The sequence below is a fragment of the Muricoprocola aceti genome, assembly GCF_025567005.1.
Classification (GTDB): Bacteria; Bacillota; Clostridia; order Lachnospirales; family Lachnospiraceae; genus Marvinbryantia; species Marvinbryantia aceti.
Genome location: NZ_JAOQKE010000002.1, coordinates 285,946 through 305,351 on the forward strand (window position 1 = coordinate 285,946; position 19,406 = coordinate 305,351).

The 19,406-nt window shown below is 42.6% G+C and carries 17 protein-coding genes and 1 pseudogene; 12 read left to right on the forward strand and 6 right to left on the reverse strand.

The genetic code is table 11. The features are described 5' to 3' along the window. The first annotated feature begins 15 nt into the window (after positions 1–15). Both OCV47_RS03500 and OCV47_RS03505 read left to right on the forward strand, forming a co-directional pair. Positions 16–1,065 carry a sensor histidine kinase gene (locus OCV47_RS03500; RefSeq protein WP_262653779.1) on the forward strand — a complete coding sequence of 350 codons (1,050 nt, stop codon included), beginning with the start codon at positions 16–18 and terminating at the stop codon, positions 1,063–1,065. Beyond that, entirely contained in the window at positions 1,062–2,519 is a 1,458-nt protein-coding gene (locus OCV47_RS03505; RefSeq protein WP_262653781.1) for an ATP-binding cassette domain-containing protein, read from the forward strand. The genes OCV47_RS03500 and OCV47_RS03505 overlap by 4 nt, the downstream gene beginning before the upstream one ends. Before the next feature lie 57 nt (positions 2,520–2,576). Here the strand turns inward: OCV47_RS03505 and OCV47_RS03510 are convergent, their stop codons facing one another. Next, positions 2,577–3,419, reverse strand: coding sequence for a MurR/RpiR family transcriptional regulator (locus OCV47_RS03510; protein ID WP_262653783.1), 843 nt, complete (start codon positions 3,417–3,419; stop codon positions 2,577–2,579). Positions 3,420–3,747: 328 nt separating this feature from the next. Between OCV47_RS03510 and OCV47_RS03515 the strand changes: the two genes are divergently transcribed. From OCV47_RS03515 to OCV47_RS03560, 10 genes and pseudogenes are all read left to right on the forward strand, one after another. Then, the gene (locus tag OCV47_RS03515; RefSeq protein ID WP_117448098.1) at positions 3,748–5,034 is read left to right on the forward strand and encodes an ABC transporter substrate-binding protein; all 1,287 of its coding nucleotides are present in this window, start codon (positions 3,748–3,750) and stop codon (positions 5,032–5,034) included. Positions 5,035–5,134: 100 nt separating this feature from the next. Further along, positions 5,135–6,055: a carbohydrate ABC transporter permease gene (locus tag OCV47_RS03520; RefSeq protein ID WP_256298858.1), complete on the forward strand. Its 921-nt coding sequence runs from the start codon at positions 5,135–5,137 to the stop codon at positions 6,053–6,055. Further along, positions 6,052–6,927 (forward strand): carbohydrate ABC transporter permease, encoded by an 876-nt coding sequence (locus OCV47_RS03525; RefSeq protein ID WP_117448099.1) that lies wholly within the window; start codon positions 6,052–6,054, stop codon positions 6,925–6,927. The genes OCV47_RS03520 and OCV47_RS03525 overlap by 4 nt, the downstream gene beginning before the upstream one ends. A gap of 21 nt (positions 6,928–6,948) precedes the next feature. Then, positions 6,949–7,566, forward strand: coding sequence for a GDSL-type esterase/lipase family protein (locus OCV47_RS03530; RefSeq protein WP_117448100.1), 618 nt, complete (start codon positions 6,949–6,951; stop codon positions 7,564–7,566). Positions 7,567–7,602: 36 nt separating this feature from the next. Next, positions 7,603–8,331 carry a glucosamine-6-phosphate deaminase gene (gene nagB, locus OCV47_RS03535; RefSeq protein ID WP_117448101.1) on the forward strand — a complete coding sequence of 243 codons (729 nt, stop codon included), beginning with the start codon at positions 7,603–7,605 and terminating at the stop codon, positions 8,329–8,331. 87 nt (positions 8,332–8,418) lie between these two features. After that, complete coding sequence (locus OCV47_RS03540; RefSeq protein WP_117448102.1) at positions 8,419–9,129, forward strand: N-acetylmannosamine-6-phosphate 2-epimerase; 711 nt, start codon at positions 8,419–8,421, stop codon at positions 9,127–9,129. Next, on the forward strand, positions 9,129–10,016 hold the full coding sequence (locus OCV47_RS03545; RefSeq protein ID WP_262653790.1) for an ROK family protein: 888 nt from the start codon (positions 9,129–9,131) through the stop codon (positions 10,014–10,016). Before OCV47_RS03540 ends, OCV47_RS03545 begins: the two co-directional genes overlap by 1 nt. Before the next feature lie 181 nt (positions 10,017–10,197). Then, a pseudogene (tnpA, locus tag OCV47_RS03550) lies at positions 10,198–10,673 on the forward strand (IS200/IS605 family transposase). 309 nt (positions 10,674–10,982) lie between these two features. After that, the gene (locus OCV47_RS03555) at positions 10,983–12,173 is read left to right on the forward strand and encodes a helix-turn-helix domain-containing protein (RefSeq protein WP_256298866.1); all 1,191 of its coding nucleotides are present in this window, start codon (positions 10,983–10,985) and stop codon (positions 12,171–12,173) included. A gap of 49 nt (positions 12,174–12,222) precedes the next feature. Beyond that, complete coding sequence (locus OCV47_RS03560; RefSeq protein ID WP_262653791.1) at positions 12,223–12,864, forward strand: HAD family hydrolase; 642 nt, start codon at positions 12,223–12,225, stop codon at positions 12,862–12,864. Positions 12,865–12,909: 45 nt separating this feature from the next. Here the strand turns inward: OCV47_RS03560 and OCV47_RS03565 are convergent, their stop codons facing one another. The 5 genes from OCV47_RS03565 to OCV47_RS03585 all read right to left on the reverse strand — a co-directional run bounded on the left by OCV47_RS03565 (position 12,910) and on the right by OCV47_RS03585 (position 19,383). Next, a complete protein-coding gene (locus OCV47_RS03565; protein ID WP_262653792.1) occupies positions 12,910–13,818 on the reverse strand; it encodes an IS3 family transposase in 909 nt (302 codons plus the stop codon). After that, positions 13,815–14,156 (reverse strand): transposase, encoded by a 342-nt coding sequence (locus OCV47_RS03570; protein ID WP_154433227.1) that lies wholly within the window; start codon positions 14,154–14,156, stop codon positions 13,815–13,817. The genes OCV47_RS03565 and OCV47_RS03570 overlap by 4 nt, the downstream gene beginning before the upstream one ends. Before the next feature lie 64 nt (positions 14,157–14,220). After that, the gene (locus OCV47_RS03575; protein ID WP_262653793.1) at positions 14,221–17,142 is read right to left on the reverse strand and encodes an InlB B-repeat-containing protein; all 2,922 of its coding nucleotides are present in this window, start codon (positions 17,140–17,142) and stop codon (positions 14,221–14,223) included. A 270-nt stretch (positions 17,143–17,412) separates the two neighbouring features. Next, positions 17,413–18,291, reverse strand: coding sequence for a hypothetical protein (locus tag OCV47_RS03580; protein ID WP_262653794.1), 879 nt, complete (start codon positions 18,289–18,291; stop codon positions 17,413–17,415). A 183-nt stretch (positions 18,292–18,474) separates the two neighbouring features. Continuing rightward, positions 18,475–19,383 carry a PD-(D/E)XK nuclease family transposase gene (locus tag OCV47_RS03585; RefSeq protein WP_262653797.1) on the reverse strand — a complete coding sequence of 303 codons (909 nt, stop codon included), beginning with the start codon at positions 19,381–19,383 and terminating at the stop codon, positions 18,475–18,477. Positions 19,384–19,406 lie beyond the last annotated feature (23 nt).

A 19,406-nucleotide genomic window follows, 5' to 3' on the forward strand; every position in this document is an offset into this window, starting at 1 on the left:
AGGAGAATACTTGCTATGAAAGAAAGAAGAAATATTCGTTATATTTCCGGCAGAATCTGGTGGATGGGAATGGCAGTGCTGGCACTTCTGGTTATACTGACGGTGACACAGGCAGTCCTGTTTTTTCAGGGGCAGGGACCGATTTGGAACGTGCTTCTGACGGCGGCAGTTCTGATTGGATATCTGATAGCAGCAGTATTCTGGATCAGCAGACCATATCAGCAGGCAGAAAAGACCATGGAGCGTTTTCTGGAAGGTTATATGGTTATGGCAGGAGATGGGGCGCGGGCAGCGTTGCTGACCCCGACGACTGCCGAAGAGATGAAGTTCATGGAGCATTTTCTGCATTCTCCGCAGATGATGGATCTGAATAAACGGCAGGCACAGTATCTGGCACTGCAGAATCAGATTAATCCACATTTTTTATATAACACGTTGGAAAGCATCCGTGGAGAGGCTCTGATTGCCGGGCTGGATGGGGTGGCAGATATGACTGAAGCGCTTGCGAAGTTTTTCCGGTATACCATCACAAAAGTAGAAAATCTGGTATCAGTAGAGGAAGAACTGGATAACTGTGAGACTTATTTTGGCATTCAGAAGTATCGATTTGGAGACCGGCTGAATCTGCATATTGAATACGATCCAAAAGAATATGAGAAGATCATGAACTGCCGGATTCCGAAGCTGACCCTGCAGCCCATATTAGAGAACAGTATTATTCATGGAACGGAACTGAAGATCGGAGCGGGCAATCTGTATATTCGTTTCGCCTGCACCCAGGATCGTCTGATTATCTGTATCTCCGACGATGGTGTGGGAATGGATGAGGAGACGCTGGCAGCCCTGAACCGGAAGCTGGGGAGGGGAAATGATTCCTTCGGTTCCCCGGATGAGAAAAAGGGCGGAATCGCACTGGTTAATGTGAATAACCGCATCCATCTGATCTTTGGGGATGAATATGGCATGCATGTTTATTCGGTACAGCAGAGGGGAACAGATGTGGAGATTACCATTCCGATCACGGCAAATGACCGGGATGTGAAGAACCGGAGTGTACTGTCATGAGAAAAGAAATTTTGCGAATGGAGCGGGTTATCTACAAAGAAGCGGATATGACCAGGCTGGAGGATTTTAATCTGCAGATCTATGAGGGAGAGATCATGGGTATGCTGCCATTTAACGGGCAGGGTATGGCTGCTCTCTTGAAGCTTCTGCAGGTGAATCTGCCGTTGTATGACGGTTATATCTATTATAATGGGGAGCAGGTCAATTCCTGGAAAGAATCATCCGGAACTCATAACCGGATCGGAGTGATTCAGGCTCAGAGTTCCCTGGTAGAATCTATGACGATTGCAGACAATGTATTTGTTCTGAGACAGGGATTCCGCCAGGAAGTCATTCACGAGGAACTGTTGAACCGACAGCTTCAGCCTTTTTTAAAAGAGATCGGCATGGAGATGACAGCGGAGACAAAAGTAGAGAGTCTGACGGTATTTCAGCGTGTCATTGTGGAACTGCTTCGCTCTGTGGTGGCGGGCAATCATCTGATTGTGCTGGAGGAGATCGGTGCCTTGATCAGTGACCGGGAACTGGAATATCTTCACCAGATCCTGCATCATTATGCAGAGAAAGGATTCTCCTTTCTGTACATCAGTCCTCATTTTGAGGAAGAGAACAACTTCTGTGACAGGATAGCGTTTCTGACTAACGGACGGATCTGGAAAGTGATCCCCAAGGAAATGATGAAGAACCAGGCATGGGAGGTCTACGATTACAACCATTATAATATGGAATACAACCAGATGGTGCGTTTCCATCTGGAAAAAAGAGAACGCGAGGAAAAGACACAGGAGATATATACCACCTGGCGTTCTTTCAGTGAAACTATGGGCAAAAAACTGGAATTTCCTATTTACCGAGGGGAATATCTGGCTGTTCAGATCCATGAGAATATGATTCTTCAGGAGATAATTGAAAAATTACAGACAGATACAGTAAAAGATGAAAAAGCGGCGGTTATTCAGGAATCTCCTACGGTCAGCATGATTTTTCACGGACTCAGCTATATGGATAACCTGTGCATGTCTCTTTCCAGAAGAATGGGAAACATCTGGAAAACTAGCAGCATACGGGGAAGTATCCGCAGAGAATATGAGAGTCTTCTGGGGGAAGAAGTTTTTGATATGAAGGTGGAAGATCTTAGTGAGAAACAGAAATACCAGTTAATTTACAGCCGTGTGATGCTTCAGAATCCCCAGATTGTATATTGTATTAAACCATTCAAAGGAGCTGACCTGGCCCACCGGATTCATATCTGGAAGCTGCTGGAGATGCTTCTGGACAGGGGAATTACCGTAGTGGACATCTCCCTGAATCTGTCTGATTCCCTGTCACTGGCAGACCGGCTGCTGATGATTGAGCACGACGGAACTGTGCGGGAAATACCGAAAGAGGACTTTGCATTTGTGCCACGGAATGTTCCGTGGGAAACCTTCTACAGAGTGGGAACCCTTCTGTAAAATGGTAGATATGAGACCCCCGGATGAATTCATCCGGGGGAGATTTATGAAACCAGATCACAGCATCTTGTCTGCAATGACTCTGGAAGTCAGCTTTTTGTTATTTTCAGCATCTGTGCCCATAGCTTGATAAACCTTGGCATACAGTAGATCCATCATAAAGAGCTGAGAAGTTTTGGCGGTAATGGAGCCACCTGCAAAAGGACCCTCAGCAGCGCCACTGAGCAGTACGACATCACTGTATTCAGCTGCTGGTGTCTCTGAAAATTCGGTAATAAAAATTACTTTTGCGCCTCGCATATGAGATAACTTCGCAATAGTAATGGCATCTTTGGTTATGCCAGAATTACTATAAATCACAGATACATACCCTTCTTTCACCAGACTGGCTTTTGTCAGCTGCTGGTGCAAATCAGCATCAAATCCAACATTTGGTATAATTTTTGAAAATTTCAGATGTGTTTCTTCAGCGGAAAGTGCAGAACCGCCGGCTCCGAAAAAATAAATAAAGTCTGCATGCAACAGGATATTTACGGCTTTGTCAATGGCTGAGTAATCCAGAGAGCTATAGGTTTTCTGAATTGCAGCACGGTAGATGGACATGACCTGATGAGCCAGATCCTCTTCATTATGAGGAAGGTCAGACACATCTGTTCCAATGGAAGCAGTATTATTCAGAGCCAGAGAAATACGAAATTCCTGATAACCATTGAAATTGAGCGTTTTGCAGAAGCGAAAGACACTGGTTTCCCCCACCTTGCATAATTTTGCCATGTCAGTAATCGTTGAGTTTAATGCAATCTGTGGAGAACTCAAAACAAAATCCGCAACCTTTTTTTCAGCATTTGTCATTTCATCATATTTTGAGGTGATAACAGTGGTAAGATTCGGTGCGTTCATAATAAAAATCTCCTTAAATCAATTTGGAAAGATAAATCCCTGTCTCTATTGTATTTATTTTAGAGTAAAAAAACAATAGAAAAAGAAATTTTTTTCAAAAACGGAAAATGCGAAAAATATATTCCAGAAAAGTAAAGAGAAAATGAAAATTATTTTCAGAAAACATGAAATACAGAAAGTAAAAATGCATAAAACAAATTAGTCTTATTGTGAAAATCTATCAAAAATGGTGCGCTAATGGTAAAAAAGTATTGACAATATAAACAGAATGGGGCATAATCCAGATATCGAAAAAAAATTTTTCCATATCAAGAAGGAGGAAAAAGGAATGAGAAAAAAATTTGTCAGTGCGTTACTTTGTACAACCATGATTGCTTCACTTGGCACCTTTGCATTTGCTGATGATGCATCTGCAGAGAAACCATTTGAAGGCCAGAAGCTTACCGTATTGTATATGTCAGGTGTCTATGCGGATGCTGCGAACTCCATGGTAGATGAATTTGAGGAGGCAACAGGAGCAACGGTAGAAGTGATCGATATGCCGTATTCTGAATTGCATGAAAAGATTTTGCTGGATTTGACCAGCCAGGCGGGTACATATGATGTGATCGATGTAGCAAGCCAGTGGGATGGAGAATTTGCTCCATATCTGACAGATCTTCAGGAGAACATCGACAAAGATGGATTTGATATGTCAGAGTACATTGACAATGTACTGGCGAACAGTGGAGAATGGCAGGGACATTACTATGGTATTCCAAATGCCAGTACACCACAGCTTTTCGCATACAGAACAGACCTTCTGCCGGATGGGCTTGCTGATACATGGGAAGGTTTCAGAGAGCAGCTTGCATCTGTAAATGATCCAGACAATGGAGTTTACGGTGATTCTATTTCCGGTATTGCCGGACAGCTGGGCGGTGTATTTGATTATGTACTTTGGTCCATGGGCGGTGCCTGGGCTGATGAAGACTGGAACGTGACCATTGATTCTGAAGCAACGAGAAATGCGCTGGAACATCTGATGGCAGTTCAGGAATACTGTGATCCGAACTGGCTGAACTGGGGAACTGATCAGTCAATTCAGGCATTCCTGGATGGTAGCGCAGCAGTATGTGAGACATGGCCAACATTAGGTTTGACACAGGCAGCAGATGATCCAGAACAGTCTAAGGTTGTTGGTAAGTGGGCATTATCTACGATCCCATATGACCAGACAGGTACAACACTTTTGAGTGCATGGGATTGCTCTATTCCTGCATTCTCCAAGAATCAGGAACTGGCCTGGGAATGGATTAAGATGTACACAAGTATGGACAAGCAGAATGAGTTCTATGAGAACTATGGAATTCTTTCTCCTAGAAAAGAGTTCTGGGAGCAGGATGGTATCAAAGGAACCTATATGGATCAGGTACGTGAAGCTCTTGACACCGCAAATATGTGGTGGAGAATCCCGGCTTCTACACAGGTTGACAGCATGCTGAATACAGTAGTTGGTTCTTATCTATCCGGACAGGAAGATCTGGAAACCACTATTGCAGATATGCAGGCAGGTATCGAGGAAGCTCTGGAAGCAGCTCCACCTGAAGAAGGCGTAAAGAACTACAACAGATAATGAAGTAGAATGTCTCAATACAGGGCTTACTCACAAAATGGTGGGTAAGCCCTAATTAAAAGAAAAAAGAAATACTCTGTTCAGAAAGTGAGCCATAAACATGAAAGCACAAAATAAAGCAAATGGGGCACCTAAAATGAAACACCGTAATGAGACGGTATGGTCCTGGCTGTTTATGTTGCCAACCATGATCTTTTTAGGTGTGACGGCATTATTACCGCTGTTATATTCTGTATATTTAAGTTTTTTCAAATATAAGATTAATTTACCGAATGCTGTTCCGATATTCAATGGACTGGGAAATTACATCAAGATGTTTACTGATAAAACCCTTGCGGTCAGCACTGGGAACACGGTACTTTTTGCAGTAATTTCTGTGGCGCTGGAACTGGTGATTGGTATTATTGTGGCTATGGTACTATGTTCAGATATGCTCTGGGCTAAGATCTGTACCACGATTCTTCTGATTCCTATGATTATGGCTCCGGTTGCTATTGGTACTACATGGAGAATGATGTTGGATGGAACCACAGGTATCATTAATTATCTGTTAAGTTTTCTTGGAATTCCAAGTATCAACTGGTTAAGCAATCCTAAGTATGCTATGCCGGCAGTAATATTTGTTAATGTGTGGCAGTTGGTACCATGGGTAGCGATTATTGGTGCTGCTGGTCTGAAAGCACTTCCGGCAGACTGTTTTGAGGCGGCACGTATTGACGGAGCGAAGAATTCACAGATTTTTGCAAAAATTGTTCTTCCGATGATTAGCCCATTACTGGTTATCATCACCATGCTTCGGTTTGTGGATGCATTTAAAGTATTTGATACAGTATACACTATGACAAATGGTGGGCCAGGAACAGCAACAGAGATGCTTCCAAACTATATTTACAAACAAGGATTGAAATTCTTTGACGCAGGTTATACCGCAGCACTGGCCGTTATGTTCGTTTTGATTATGACAGTCGTTACGTTAATATTCCTGAAACTGAGAAAATTTGTGGAGGAGAAGGTAGCATGAGAAAGAAGAAAGAAAAAGAAGTCTCCGTTATGGATGACGTTATTGGAAATTTTGCGGGACGCCCTGCCCGTGTTATCATTGTTGCCATCACCATGATTGCCATTATCTTTCCGTTATACTGGCTGGTAACAAGTTCGTTTAAAGTGAAGGCAGATTATTTGGCAAATCCGCCAGTGATTTTTCCACATCGTTTCACTTTGGAAAGTTTCCAACAGGTATTGCAGATGAATGGACTGTTAAATCAGTTCATTAACTCATTTATTGTGGCAGCGGTATCTACAGCAATTTCATTGGTATTTGGTTCTATGGCAGCCTACTCTGTTGCCAGAGGACGTTTCCACAAGACAGTCCGTGGGGCATTTGGTCTGTGGTTCATGGTTCAGAAAATGTACCCGGCTATTGCAACAGCAATCCCGATTTATCTGGTTATGAGAAATCTACATCTGATTGATACCAGAACTGCTCTGATCATTATGAATACCAGCTTTAATCTGCCATTGGTTATATGGCTGATGATGGGATTTTTCGAACAGGTGCCTCTGGAAATGGAAGAGTCGGCTAAGATTGACGGAGCAACTTTTCTACAGAAGTTTTTTAAGGTAGTATTTCCGGTGACAAAACCAGGATTAGTAGCGGCAGGTATTCTTGCTTTTATCGGAGCATGGAATGAATTTCTGTTTGCGGTTATCCTCAGCATTAACAAATCCAAGACCCTTCCGGTGGTTATTGCGGGATTTATTACTGACCGTGGGCTGGAATGGGGACCTATGGCAGCTACTTCTGTGATTACACTGATTCCGGTATTGATTCTGGTACTGCTTGCGCAAAAACAGTTTGTTCAGGGTCTGGCAATGGGGGCTGTAAAAGGATAACATAGATTGTAAGGAGAAAAAATGAAGAGAATAGTATGCTTTGGTGATTCTAATACATATGGATATGATGCAATCACCGATGGAAGATTTGACGAAAATACAAGATGGACCTGCGTATTGCAGAAGCTGGCAGGTCCAGATTATACGATTATAGAAGAAGGATTAAGTGGGCGGACAACCTGCTATCGGGATCCAATTAATGAGGGGATGGCTGGAATGGATTACATATACCCTTGTCTGATGAGTCATGGACCATTTGATACATTAATCATTATGTTGGGTACCAATGATTGCAAAGAACGGTTCTCTGCAACACCAAAGAACATTGCAGATGGTATGAAGCGACTGGTAGAAAAAGCAAAGGGCATGCCAGTATGGAATGGAGTACCGGACATCATTGTGATTTCTCCGGCACCGATTAGGAAAGAATGTGAAAGCAGTTTTGTAGCTGGCGAGATGGGGATCAGTTCTGATAAATCTTATCAGCTGGCAAGAGAATACAGCATCATGGCAAAACTAGAGAAAGTGCGTTTCCTGGATGCAGCAAGTATGGATATGAATACGATAGACTATATGCATCTTTCTGCAAAAGGACACAGACAGCTGGCAGAAATGATCTGGGAAGAACTGCAAAAATAATCTGGTGCAGAAATTGGATGAGAATTGGAGAAAAGAATGAGGCTATATTGTACAAAAGACTATCAGAAAATGAGCAGAAAAGCTGCCGGGATTATCGGCGCACAGGTTGTTTTGAAACCAGATAGTGTATTAGGGCTTGCAACAGGTTCCACGCCAATCGGAACCTATGAATATCTGATAAAAGGATATCAGAACAAAGATCTTGATTTTTCAGAGATTACAACAGTGAATTTGGATGAATATAAGGGATTATCCAGAGAGAATGATCAGAGTTATTATTATTTTATGTATCATCATTTGTTTAAAGATATCAATATTAATATGGAGCGTGTGAATATTCCAGATGGAACAAAAGAAGATGGAGATGCAGAATGTGCACGTTATGAAAGTCTGATTGAACAATATGGGGGTGCAGATCTGCAGCTGCTTGGACTGGGACATAATGGTCATATTGGTTTTAATGAACCGGCAGATGAATTTGTAAAGAATACACATTGCGTGGCATTGACAGAGAGCACAATAGAAGCTAATAAACGCTTTTTTACTTCAGCAGATGATGTGCCACGTCATGCTTATACTATGGGAATCAATACCATTATGAAAGCAAAAAAAATACTGCTGATTGTCAGCGGAGAGGATAAGGCAGAAATATTAAAAAAATCATTATTTGGACCAGTTACGTCACAGGTTCCGGCATCTATACTGCAATTGCACAAAGACCTGGTGGTTGTGGCAGATGAGGCGGCAATGAGTCTTATCAAATGATGCTGGATATAAGCTGCTGTCTGCTAATGCAGGCACTTGAGGCGGCAAAATGCATTGTAAGAAGCATAAAGCAGGAGGAACAAAATCATGACAAAAAAAGAACTGCTGGATGCCATTCACGGACGAATGATTGTATCCTGCCAGGCAGTTAAGGGTGAACCTTTATATGTAGAAGAAAAGTCAGTAATGTATTTAATGGCAAGAGCCGCAAAACAGGCTGGTGCCACTATGATTCGGACCAGTGGGGTTCGGGATGTAGTTGCCATTAAAGAGGAGACTGGCTTACCAGTGATAGGACTGATTAAGATTCAATATGAAGGATATGATGCCTATATTACTCCTACGATGAAAGAAGTGGATGAGCTGGTGGAAGCAGGGGCTGATATTGTAGCATTGGACTGTACCATACGGAAAAGAGGAGATGGTACAACGATCAATGAATTTATTGCTCAGATTAAGGAAAAGTATCCAGATCTAATGTTAATGGCAGATGTTTCTAACTATGAAGAAGGTGTGAATGCATGGAAGTGCGGAGTAGATATAGTTGGCACAACCATGAGTGGATATACACCGTACACAGAAGCTAAAGATGGACCAGATTATGAGTTGATGAGCCATCTGGCGGCAGATCTTGATATTCCGGTTATCGGTGAAGGTAAGATCCACAGCCCGGAAGAAGCAGTAAAGGCGTTATCTACTGGAGTATGGGCCATCGTGGTAGGAGGGGCTATTACAAGACCGCTTGAAATTGCACAACGATTTATGAAAGCAATTGCCAAAGCAAAAGGAGAAGCGTAATGAAAATTTCCGTATTGGATATAGGAGGAACCGCAATTAAATCGGGTATCTGGGACGGACGAGAATTTTCTTCCTGTGGCGAGGATAAAACAGAGACACGAAAAGGCGGTGAAGGGGTATTACAGTGCATGAGAGATATTCTTCACCGCCTGCATGCCGAGGAGGCAGATGCTATAGGAATCAGTACGGCAGGAGATGTGAATGCAGAAACTGGTACGATACATTATGCCAATCAGAATATCCCGGGGTACATAGGGACAGAGATTGCCAAAAATCTGGAGAAAGAATTTGGTATTCCGGTAGCAGTAGAAAATGATGTGAATTCAGCGGCACTTGGAGAATATGTGGCCGGTGCCGGAAAAGGAACCAACTGTTTTCTATGCTTGACCTATGGGACGGGAATCGGCGGTGGCATCATTATTAATGGCGAGGTGCTGGAGGGGAAAAACTGGGCTGCGGCTAATTTTGGTGGAATTCTGATTCACCCGGAAAAGAGGAAGCCTGGGAAGCAGCTTTCAGGATGTTATGAACGCTATGCATCTACTACGGCATTGGTGCGTAATGCTGAGAAAATTGATTCACAGCTAAACAGTGGACGCAGAATTTTTGAAGCAATCGACAGACCAGGAGTAAAAGAAATAGTGGATTGTTGGATTGATGAAATCACCTATGGACTTATCAGTCTGATACATATTTTTGACCCGGATAAAATAGCGCTGGGCGGTGGCATTATGGCACAACAATATGTATATGAAGAGGTGAAAAGAAAAACGATTGAAAGAGTAGAAAACAATTTCAAAGATATCCAACTGGTGCAGACTGAGCTTGGAAATCAGGCAGGCATGATGGGAGCAGCATATCGGGCTATGAAAAAACTGAAAAAATGAATAAAAACAGGGAGCATATCACGGGAAAATGATATGCTCCCTGAATCATTGTATGGCAGAAAAATAAACCACCTGCTCGGCAGGTGGAGGGAGTAGCTTTAGCTTCAAGTAAAAAACCTCCTGTGATAATATAAAAGTGGGTCCGCAAAACTCACAAAATATAATCAAGGAGGTATCCAAAATGGATAAGAACAGTTTAAGTCATACAACATGGGAATGCAAGTATCATTTGGTTTTTGCACCGAAATATCGTAGACAGGTAATATATGGACAGATTAAAGCAGATGTAGCAGAAATATTGAGCATGTTATGTAAGAGAAAGGAATTGAGATTATTGAAGCAGAATGCTGTAAAGATCATATCCATATGTTGGTAAGAATACCACCAAAATATAGTGTATCAGAAATAATGGGGTATTTAAAAGGAAAGTCATCGCTCATGATATTTGAGAAACATGCAAATCTGAAATACAAGTATGGGAATCGCCATTTCTGGTGTCGAGGATACTATGTAGATACGGTAGGGAAAAATGCAAAGAAGATACAAGAATATATTCAGAATCAATTAAAAAATGATTTAGAATATGATCAGTTAACGTTAAATGAATACATAGACCCGTTTACGGGTGAGCCGGTAAAAAAAGGCAGAAAAAAATAAGCCTAAAAGGCTAAGCCGGGAAAAGAAGCAATAAGCAAATCCCAAGGGGATGCGCAGGAAGTAGGAGGCACTGAGAAAGGCCCTTTAGGGCCAGCCTGTGAAAGGCAGTGCAAGAGGCGGACCCTCTCAGTGCGCCTTCCGGGCGCAAGCAGGGATGAGCCCCTTATAGGGGCAGTGCAAACCACCGGCTAAGCCGGTGGTTATGATTATCAGAAAATCAGCCAGTTTTGCATGTAAACAATTCATCGATTGACGAAAATGCGCACTATAGTGTATACCAGAGTCAGAAAAGGATGGAGGAACTGATAAATGGATGCAAAGAAGTTTGGTGCATTTATTTCTGACCGAAGAAAACAGCAGCATATGACGCAGGCAGAGCTTGCAGGGAAGATCGGTGTGACGGATAAGGCAGTCAGCCGTTGGGAACGAGGACTGGGATTTCCGGATATTAACACCATGGAACCGCTTGCAGATGCACTGGGGATCTCATTGCTGGAATTGATGAGGTCGGAGGTACAGGATGCAGATAATTTTCAAAAAGCAGAGACAATGAGTCGGGACGGATGGAATAGCCAGAAAGAACAAAAGGGTGGAACTTCCCAGACGGACGGAGGAGACAAGAATGATGGGGAGCCTCAAAATGGAAGTGTGACGAAAGAAAAAGATACATTATACACATCAGCGGAGGTGACGGAGATGATGCATGCTATGGAAGAGATTCGAAAGCAGCAACAGCATCAGGATAAGATGGCAGGTTATCTTGCCGTACCTGTAATTCTGCTTGTGACAATCCTGTCTAAGCTGTCCGGGCAGGCCAGTCTGGGCGGTGCTGTTTTTGTTGGTTTTCTTGCTGCAGGACCGGTAGTATCCGGCTATTATCTCTGGAAAAACTGGGCAGATGAGGAGAGCCGGAAAATCTATGGAGCATTTACTTTTTTGCTGGCAGGATTTTTTCTGGTATTGTGTTCGGTTATGATACCGGACAGCTTCTGGGATCATCATGCCCAGGGAGCAAATCTTGTTACCTGTATGTTGAATCTGGGGCTTATGGTTTATCTGGATTATCATGTCCTGAAAAGCCTGCGTCGGGATAAGAAAGGTCCGATTGCCAGTGTTATGGTGCTGATAGCAAATATTCTGCTTGTTGCATGGATGCTGCATGGGTTTGCAGCCAGATCCATTGAAAATGCAGTAGGTACCAGCCGGGGAGATGTGGCAGAGCAGTATGCCACACAGCTTCTGCTGAAGGAAAAAGATCTTGAAGATGACTGGATAGTGGGGTATAGTTATAACCAGATTGATCTGCACCCGGATGTCTATCGAGTAGCGTTTACTTATTATGCCAATGTAGAAGACGCAGAAACTGGTGAAGAAAGCTGCTACGGATATGATATTCAGGTGGATTCAGATTATAAAATAATCATAAAAGAGGAAAGCACTGCGATTGGTGAAGATATGTGGACGGAGATGTCCGAGGAGAGTGAGACGGAAGTATCATGAGATCAAACCAAGCAGCTAAGGCAGTGCGGAAAAAGGACGATATAGATATATGAGATACAAATTAGCCATATTTGATTTAGACGGAACCATTTTAGATACTTTAGAAGATCTGGCAGACAGCACGAATTATGCGCTGTCTGTTTATCATATGCCGGAGCATACCATTGATGAGGTACGCTGGTTTGTGGGAAATGGCATACATAAGCTGATCGAGCGTGCGGTACCGAAAGGCAGCAGTGATGAGCAGATTGAGCAGGTATTTACTACATTTAAAGAATATTACAAAGACCATTGTGCAGTGAAAACCCGTCCCTATAGCGGCATCATGGAGCTTTTAAAGACTTTACGCGAAAAAGGCATCCTCACAGCGGTAGTCTCTAACAAAGGGGACTTTGCGGTGCAGATTCTCTGTGAAGACTATTTCAGGGGAATGTTTGATTTTGCAGTGGGCGAGCGGGAAGGCATCCGCAGAAAACCGGCACCGGACAGTGTACTGGCGGTTTTGGAAAAGTTTCAGATCAGCAAAGACGAGGCAGTCTATATCGGCGATTCTGAAGTAGACATCCAGACTGCTTTCAATGCCGGTATGAAAGAAATCGCAGTCACATGGGGATTCCGTCCGGAAAGTTTCTTAAAAGAAAACGGGGCGGACTGCATCGTCCATACCCCGGAAGAACTGCTGAAGGTGTGATATTGTCAATATTGGTTGACACATTTATCTCAAAGATATCACTGCCTATGCAGCCTGTTCCAGAGATTGGTAGTATCTCTGTCGCTTAATTATCGGAGGAAGCCCACCGTTGGCAGAGCAGATCCTCCTGTTATTCCAGTAACTGATGAAGTATCTCCAAATGAGAACCTTCAGTTCCTCTATGGTCATAGTCTCCGTATTGTAGCGGTCATACAGAAGCTCGCTTTTCATTCTGGCCCACATGCTTTCGCATCGGGCATTATCGTGGCACCTGCCACCAGCACTGTTCATGCTTTGAATAATACCGTATTTAGCAAGAGCCTTACGATAAGTTTCACTGGTATATTGTGTTCCTCTGTCAGAGTGTACAATAGCCCCTCGCAGATCAGGATATGCCAGATAGGCATTATCCAGGGTATGCTCACACAAAGTTGCTTTCATGTTGGTTTCCATTGCCAGACCAAGGACACTGGAATCAAAGCAGTCAAAGATAGCTGAAACATACAGTTTTCCATCTTTAGCCTTGATTTCTGTGATGTCAGTTACACATTTTTCAAGTGGCTTATCAGATTTGAAATCTCGCTTCAGAAGATCATCTGACTTACGAGCTTCCCGATCAGCCTTGGTAATACCATTCGGCTTACGCTTTGGTTGATGACTAAGGCCAATTTCATCCATGACCCTGTAGACGGTTCGCTCACTAGGAATCTTGAGTCCTTCCGGTTTCTTAAGGAGAAGTGCCTGATACATGCGAATACGCCCATAGGTATCATTACATTCATCCTCTGTATTGATTGCTCTCATAGCATCAGCGAGATCCTGATATTTCCAGGGGCGATCTTTATGAGCAAGATATTTGTAGAACCCCTGGCGGCTAACGCCAAGCATCCGGCAATAGAATGAAAGTTTTCCCTTAATCATGCCGTCTTCCGTTTTTATGGCAATGAACATCATTCTTTGGTTCTTGCTGACTTCCGACGGCTGGCTGCGAAAAAAGCACTTGCTTCCTCGAGAAATTCATTTTCCTCTTTCAGACGCCGGATTTCTTTATCCTGATCCTTAACGCGTTTGCGGAGCATAGCAAGCTCCTCAGCAAGGCTCATCGCACTTTCTGGAGTATGTGCACCGTCGCCAATATCTAAAGTGCCTGCTCTAACTGCTTTCAGCCATGTATGGATGGTTCCTTCTGGAATACCTAATTCTTTGGCTGCCTTAGCACCGCCGATTTCTCTGGCAAGTTTGACAGCCTGGACCTTATATTCGTGGTCGTATTTACGTTGGGTACGTGACATTGAGAGTTCCTCCTTATTCTCTTTATTATACATGAATTCTTTGAGAATAAGGTGTCAACTTTATTTATACAACATCATAGGTCGCGGTTGTGCTCTTTGCCACTACCGTTACTTCATATTTCGTGTCACGGTCTGTGACTTTCAGTTTGCCTTTCTTGGTTGTGATGGTGTAGTTCTGGCTCTTCGTTCCTTTCTTCAGCTCATAGCCGGTGATCGTGTTGTCGCTTTCCCCTACTATGGTCTGGCTTCCTTTTACCGCCACGCTTGCAAATCCGTCTTCTCCGATGAAGCTTCCCTTAGTGATGTCATATCCGCTGTTTGTCAGTGCGGTTCCGTCATACTGCTTCTCAGCGCTCTTTGCTGTGATCTCAATCTCCACCGGATTGATTGTTACAGTTGCTTCCCCCGTAAGTGTAGTAGTTCTGCCACCAACCGTAACATCTTCTTTCACATATACGGTATATTCACCTACATCTATAAATTCTGGTTTTGTTGTACTCCAATGTTCCTTATCTGTAGAATATAGTAAATCACCCGCAGTTATAAGCTCTTTCGCCTGATCTGCATATTCTTTTGCAAGTCCTGTTCCTTCATTAATATTTATATCCGTTGTAATGGATCGTTTAGTACCATCATATACCCACGTTCCTCCAGTTGCATTCAAACTTGCCCATAATGCATCCAGAGTATAATCTTTACTATCCTTATAGATATAAGTAACCTTATCTCCTGCATTCCGTATAGCCGATGGGTGGTCAGCACCACGATCTTTATCATGCCATCCAATAAATGCATACCCCTGTGCTATAGGAACATCTGAAATAACTGTAAATGTATCATCTTTTGCAAATCCATAAGTATAATGATATTTCTGTGCTTCTGTATTTTTTAAATTTTGAGGTATATTACCATTCCACATTGCAGAAGCCAGAACTAAATTATATCCTGCTCTACCTGTTTTCTCGGTAAATTTTGCATAATAGGTGTAAGAGTCTCCTTCCTTCCACTCATCATCCGGTGCAGCAGGACTAAATTTCTTATCGTCACTTACAAGGTTTTTACATTCTTTATCTGAATACCATCCAACAAATCCACTACCTAATGCAGGCTTTGCCTCAGATCCTAAAACTTTGCCAGTTTTAGGATTAAAGTGTTCAGAATCCAATGTAACTGTTCCATTACCTACTGGAACATAGTATACTGTCACATCTTTCATCGGTGCAATCTTCAGATAAACTGTCTGATCAGCTGTTAATGCTGTTCCGATTCCATTCCATGGTGTTTTAAAATCAGCATCCTGATAGTAACCGACAAATTTATATCCGTTTGGTATATTCACATTTCGTGGTTCCTGAATTTCAGATCCTGTAATATATACTCTGTTATCTACTTCATTTCCATCTGTAGCAGCACCTGTCTTAATATCATTATTACCGGTTTTAAAGATAATTCGATTTGTTCTAAATCGCAAGTCAAGATGATATTCTACTGTCTGATCTGTAAAACCATAAGATGTTCCATGTCCCACCCAATATCCAAGTGTTGTACACTGACTTCCAAACCTTTTATTTGTATCTCCTACTGCCTGTGAGATATAATTTGAGATTTGATTGTTTTTGTTTACCTGCAGTTTAGATTTATCTAAAGTTCCAAGCGCTGCCTGCAATTTATTCCAATCAGACGTTGAATTAATCAGACTACTGCTCTTGCGGTCTTTTCCATTGAAGTAGGATGAATCTAAAGTAATTTCACCTGCTGGGAAATAACCATTTTGGTCAACATATTCTACCTGTAACAAATCCAGTGCTTCCTGTGAATATGGTTTATCCATCTCATCTTTACTGTTTACATATACATAAACACGCACTTTGCCAGGCGTAACTGTCACCGTATAATTTTCTTTCTTTGCCCCATATTGATGTTGAATCGTTGCAGTTCCTTCCGCTTTACCTGTGACTACTGCTTTATCCTTATTTGCCTTTACCGTGACAAACTCGTTACCTTGTATAACGCTCCAACTATGACTCCACTTAGAGGTTGTTCCCTCTATTGTAACTGTCTTTCCAACCTCAACAGTATACTCTGTATTTTTTGCCGCTGTAAGACTAATACCAAACGGTGAAAAACTATCTGAAGTAAAACCCAGGCTTTCACCTTCCTGGCTTGCAGTCACTTCTTCTACCGCACCATTATCGATATGGTAAACAGTATCTACTTCTGCAGTTGCGATTTCTGCTGCTGCGAAGGATACGGATACGTTTCCTTCTGGCTGGATTTCTTTTCCTTCATATGTAAATGTGATATCCAGTCCGATGACATCTTCTGGATTGGCTCCTGCTGCTGCTGCTGCGATCATTTCTCTGTCAGCATCTGTCAGAGCTTTCAGGTCTACTTTTGTACCTGCTGGGAATACGCCTTCGTCTGCTTTGATGGTCGCTGTGACACCATCTTCTGTTCCGGAAAAGTCGAATGCAGGCTTAGCCACTTCTGTTTCGCTCTCTGTCTCAGATTCGCTTTCTGTTTCTACTGCTACAGTAGTGACGTCTACAGTTGTCTCATCTGTCAGAATTCCTTCTATTATATAGGAACCATCTTCCTGTGTACGTGCCGGGATGCTCTTGTCTACCAGTACGCTTTCTACTGCGTAACCATTTTCGACTACTACATCAAATACGATCTTACCGTCTTTTGCATTGGCGGTAGAATCTACCGTTGCTCCATTAATCACGATATGTGCGTGACCATCCGTTGCGAACGTGACCGTATTTTGTCGCACCTCCGATCCATCTTCATTCGTTTCCGCTGCCTGGGTTTCTGATGCCTGGGTCTCTGCCTGGGTATCGTCACCAGCCTCGGTCTGCTTATTACTGTTCTTGTAACCACCGACGATGGTAGCTGCCAGAACATTCATAGATGAACTTGTAAAGATCATCGTGAACGCCAGTAATAAAGCCAGAAATCGTTTTGCTCTTTCCTTTCTTCTCATCTTCGCTTTCCTTCCTTTCTATGAATTCTATTCTTCATGATATTTTCTCAAGTTGTAGATTTTGCCATCTTACTTGTTGTTTGGAATATTATTTATTATAATACATTTTTAATTTGTTTTGAACAACCAAAAATGACATAAACTCTGTCATTTTCTACTTTTTAGTCGTTCCCTACTATATAAAAGGCATGATGTTTCATTTCCTTTCACTCTTGTAAGAAAAAAAGAAATCAACTTCCGCTGATTTCTTTTTCCAGTTTTCAAAATTCCCTAAATCCTTTTCGCCTCTCCGTCTTTTACCTGAACTGCTGATGATGCATCTTTGAAAGTAACATCGATATCCATATGTTCATCTTTTACATCCAGCTCTGCGCCATCTTTTTCAAATCGGATTTCGTAGAAGCTGTAAGTTCCTTCTTCATCAGATCCCAGACTGTTGATGGTAGCTGCTTTTGCTGCTTCGTATTTTTCGCTTCCCACTTCCAGCTTTTTCGCTGTCAGGTCTGTACCCTCGGAGAGCTTTGCTTCCTTAGAAACTTTTACTTTAATGACTACTTCTTCATTTTCAAATGTAAAAGATGTCTTATATTCTTTCTCAGTCTCTTTTTCTTCTTTCTCTGTCTCAGTTGCAGCTTCTGTCGGAGCCTCGGTCGGTGCCTCTGTCACTGCTTCTGTGGTCGCTTCTGTTGCTTCGCTCTGTGTGTTTTCTGCTGCAAGTCTCTCTGCTTCTGCCTTTGCTGCTTCTTCTGCTGCAAGTCTCTCAGCCTCTGCCTTTGCTGCTTCTTCTGCTGCAAGTCTCTCTGCTTCGGCTCTCGCTGCTTCTTCTGCTGCAAGTCTCTCTGCTTCGGCTCTCGCTGCTTCTTCTGCTGCAAGTCTCTCTGCTTCCGCTCTCGCTGCTTCTTCTGCCGCAAGTCTCTCGGCTTCGGCTCTCGCCGCAGCCTCTGCTGCCTGTCTCTCAGCTTCCGCTCTCGCTGCCGCCTCTGCTGCCTGCCTCTCAGCTTCGGCTCTCGCCGCTTCTTCTGCCGCTCTGGCTGCTTCGGCTTCTGCTTCAATCTGTGTATTATCTTCAGCTAATACTGCGTAGTTCGGAACTGTAAGGGTTGCTGCTAAAAGAATCGCTACTGCTTTTTTCATCATATTGTTTTTCATTCTTCATACCTCCGGACTATTTATTTTTTCTCCTACGGGAGTATCTCTTTTGTATTTCTGTTTTATGGCTTTATTATATCAGACGAACTATTTCTTGATCTCTTTCACGTATTTCGTTTTTACCATTTTTTCAAAAAAAGAACCAATGTGTTTTACATTGATTCCTTCAGATTCTTTCTTAACCTATGCAATATTCCATTCTTTCATCAGCTGGCGCTGATACGCTTCATCATTCGCTGCTCTCAAACATTCCTCTACGTAGCCATTCTCCAGAAGCACTGTTGTGAGCCTTGCTATGTTCTGCTTTTCTTGTTCTGCCTTCTGTTTCTCTTGCTCTGCCTTCTGTTTCTCCAGCTCTGTATTTTTTCTCTCGTGTTCAATTCCCCAGTTATATATTTCTTCCATTTCTCTACACATGATATTTCTTCCCTCCTCTGTTTCTTTTAATTCCCGAACTCTTTGTGCCAATACTTCACTATACATATCTTCTGCGTTTTTACAATGCAGATCATGCACCAGTTTTCCTATCTCTGTATCATCCTGCATCTCAGCATTTACATAAACTATGTAAGTATTATCGTCAAATACTTCTCCAGTTTCTCTGATCCTTCTGTCTATATGATAGATCTGCTTTTTCCGCCCCAGTACATCGGTTCTGGTTATGAAGATCACATAATTCTCCGTCAATTCCCCAAAATCCTGCCCCGGTTCTAAAGTATTCATATCTATCAGACCACTGTGATATCTTGCCCTTTTCGGCGATGCACCTTCTTTTTCCTTCTGTATCTCGACATTCATCCTGCGATTCTGATTGTCTCTTGCGAGACAGTCTAAAATCGCTGATCGCCCCTGTAGATTCTTAAAATCTTTCTGCAATGTCTGATCCAATACCTGAATTTCTTCTTTTAATATTGTTTGCAAAATATACTCGGTACACTCTTTTTTCTTTAATACATTCCGCATAAACATATCGCTCATAATTGTAAGATTCTGCAAAATCGTGCGATACTTTTCATAGCGTGCTTCCAATGTCTCCGCTTCTTTTTCATACCGTCCTTGCAAGTTAGATATATTCTGTTTTCTTTCTTCCATTACCCTCCTTTTTGCAGAAGGTC

Excerpts from the sequence above, each read along its gene's own strand:
- OCV47_RS03500 (WP_262653779.1), top strand. The coding sequence starts at position 16 with ATGAAAGAAAGAAGAAATATTCGTTATATTTCCGGCAGAATCTGGTGG.
- OCV47_RS03505 (WP_262653781.1), top strand. The coding sequence starts at position 1,062 with ATGAGAAAAGAAATTTTGCGAATGGAGCGGGTTATCTACAAAGAAGCG.
- OCV47_RS03510 (WP_262653783.1), bottom strand. The coding sequence starts at position 3,419 with ATGAACGCACCGAATCTTACCACTGTTATCACCTCAAAATATGATGAA.
- OCV47_RS03515 (WP_117448098.1), top strand. The coding sequence starts at position 3,748 with ATGAGAAAAAAATTTGTCAGTGCGTTACTTTGTACAACCATGATTGCT.
- OCV47_RS03520 (WP_256298858.1), top strand. The coding sequence starts at position 5,135 with ATGAAAGCACAAAATAAAGCAAATGGGGCACCTAAAATGAAACACCGT.
- OCV47_RS03525 (WP_117448099.1), top strand. The coding sequence starts at position 6,052 with ATGAGAAAGAAGAAAGAAAAAGAAGTCTCCGTTATGGATGACGTTATT.
- OCV47_RS03530 (WP_117448100.1), top strand. The coding sequence starts at position 6,949 with ATGAAGAGAATAGTATGCTTTGGTGATTCTAATACATATGGATATGAT.
- nagB (WP_117448101.1), top strand. The coding sequence starts at position 7,603 with ATGAGGCTATATTGTACAAAAGACTATCAGAAAATGAGCAGAAAAGCT.
- OCV47_RS03540 (WP_117448102.1), top strand. The coding sequence starts at position 8,419 with ATGACAAAAAAAGAACTGCTGGATGCCATTCACGGACGAATGATTGTA.
- OCV47_RS03545 (WP_262653790.1), top strand. The coding sequence starts at position 9,129 with ATGAAAATTTCCGTATTGGATATAGGAGGAACCGCAATTAAATCGGGT.
- OCV47_RS03555 (WP_256298866.1), top strand. The coding sequence starts at position 10,983 with ATGGATGCAAAGAAGTTTGGTGCATTTATTTCTGACCGAAGAAAACAG.
- OCV47_RS03560 (WP_262653791.1), top strand. The coding sequence starts at position 12,223 with ATGAGATACAAATTAGCCATATTTGATTTAGACGGAACCATTTTAGAT.
- OCV47_RS03565 (WP_262653792.1), bottom strand. The coding sequence starts at position 13,818 with ATGATGTTCATTGCCATAAAAACGGAAGACGGCATGATTAAGGGAAAA.
- OCV47_RS03570 (WP_154433227.1), bottom strand. The coding sequence starts at position 14,156 with ATGTCACGTACCCAACGTAAATACGACCACGAATATAAGGTCCAGGCT.
- OCV47_RS03575 (WP_262653793.1), bottom strand. The coding sequence starts at position 17,142 with ATGAGAAGAAAGGAAAGAGCAAAACGATTTCTGGCTTTATTACTGGCG.
- OCV47_RS03580 (WP_262653794.1), bottom strand. The coding sequence starts at position 18,291 with ATGAAAAACAATATGATGAAAAAAGCAGTAGCGATTCTTTTAGCAGCA.
- OCV47_RS03585 (WP_262653797.1), bottom strand. The coding sequence starts at position 19,383 with ATGGAAGAAAGAAAACAGAATATATCTAACTTGCAAGGACGGTATGAA.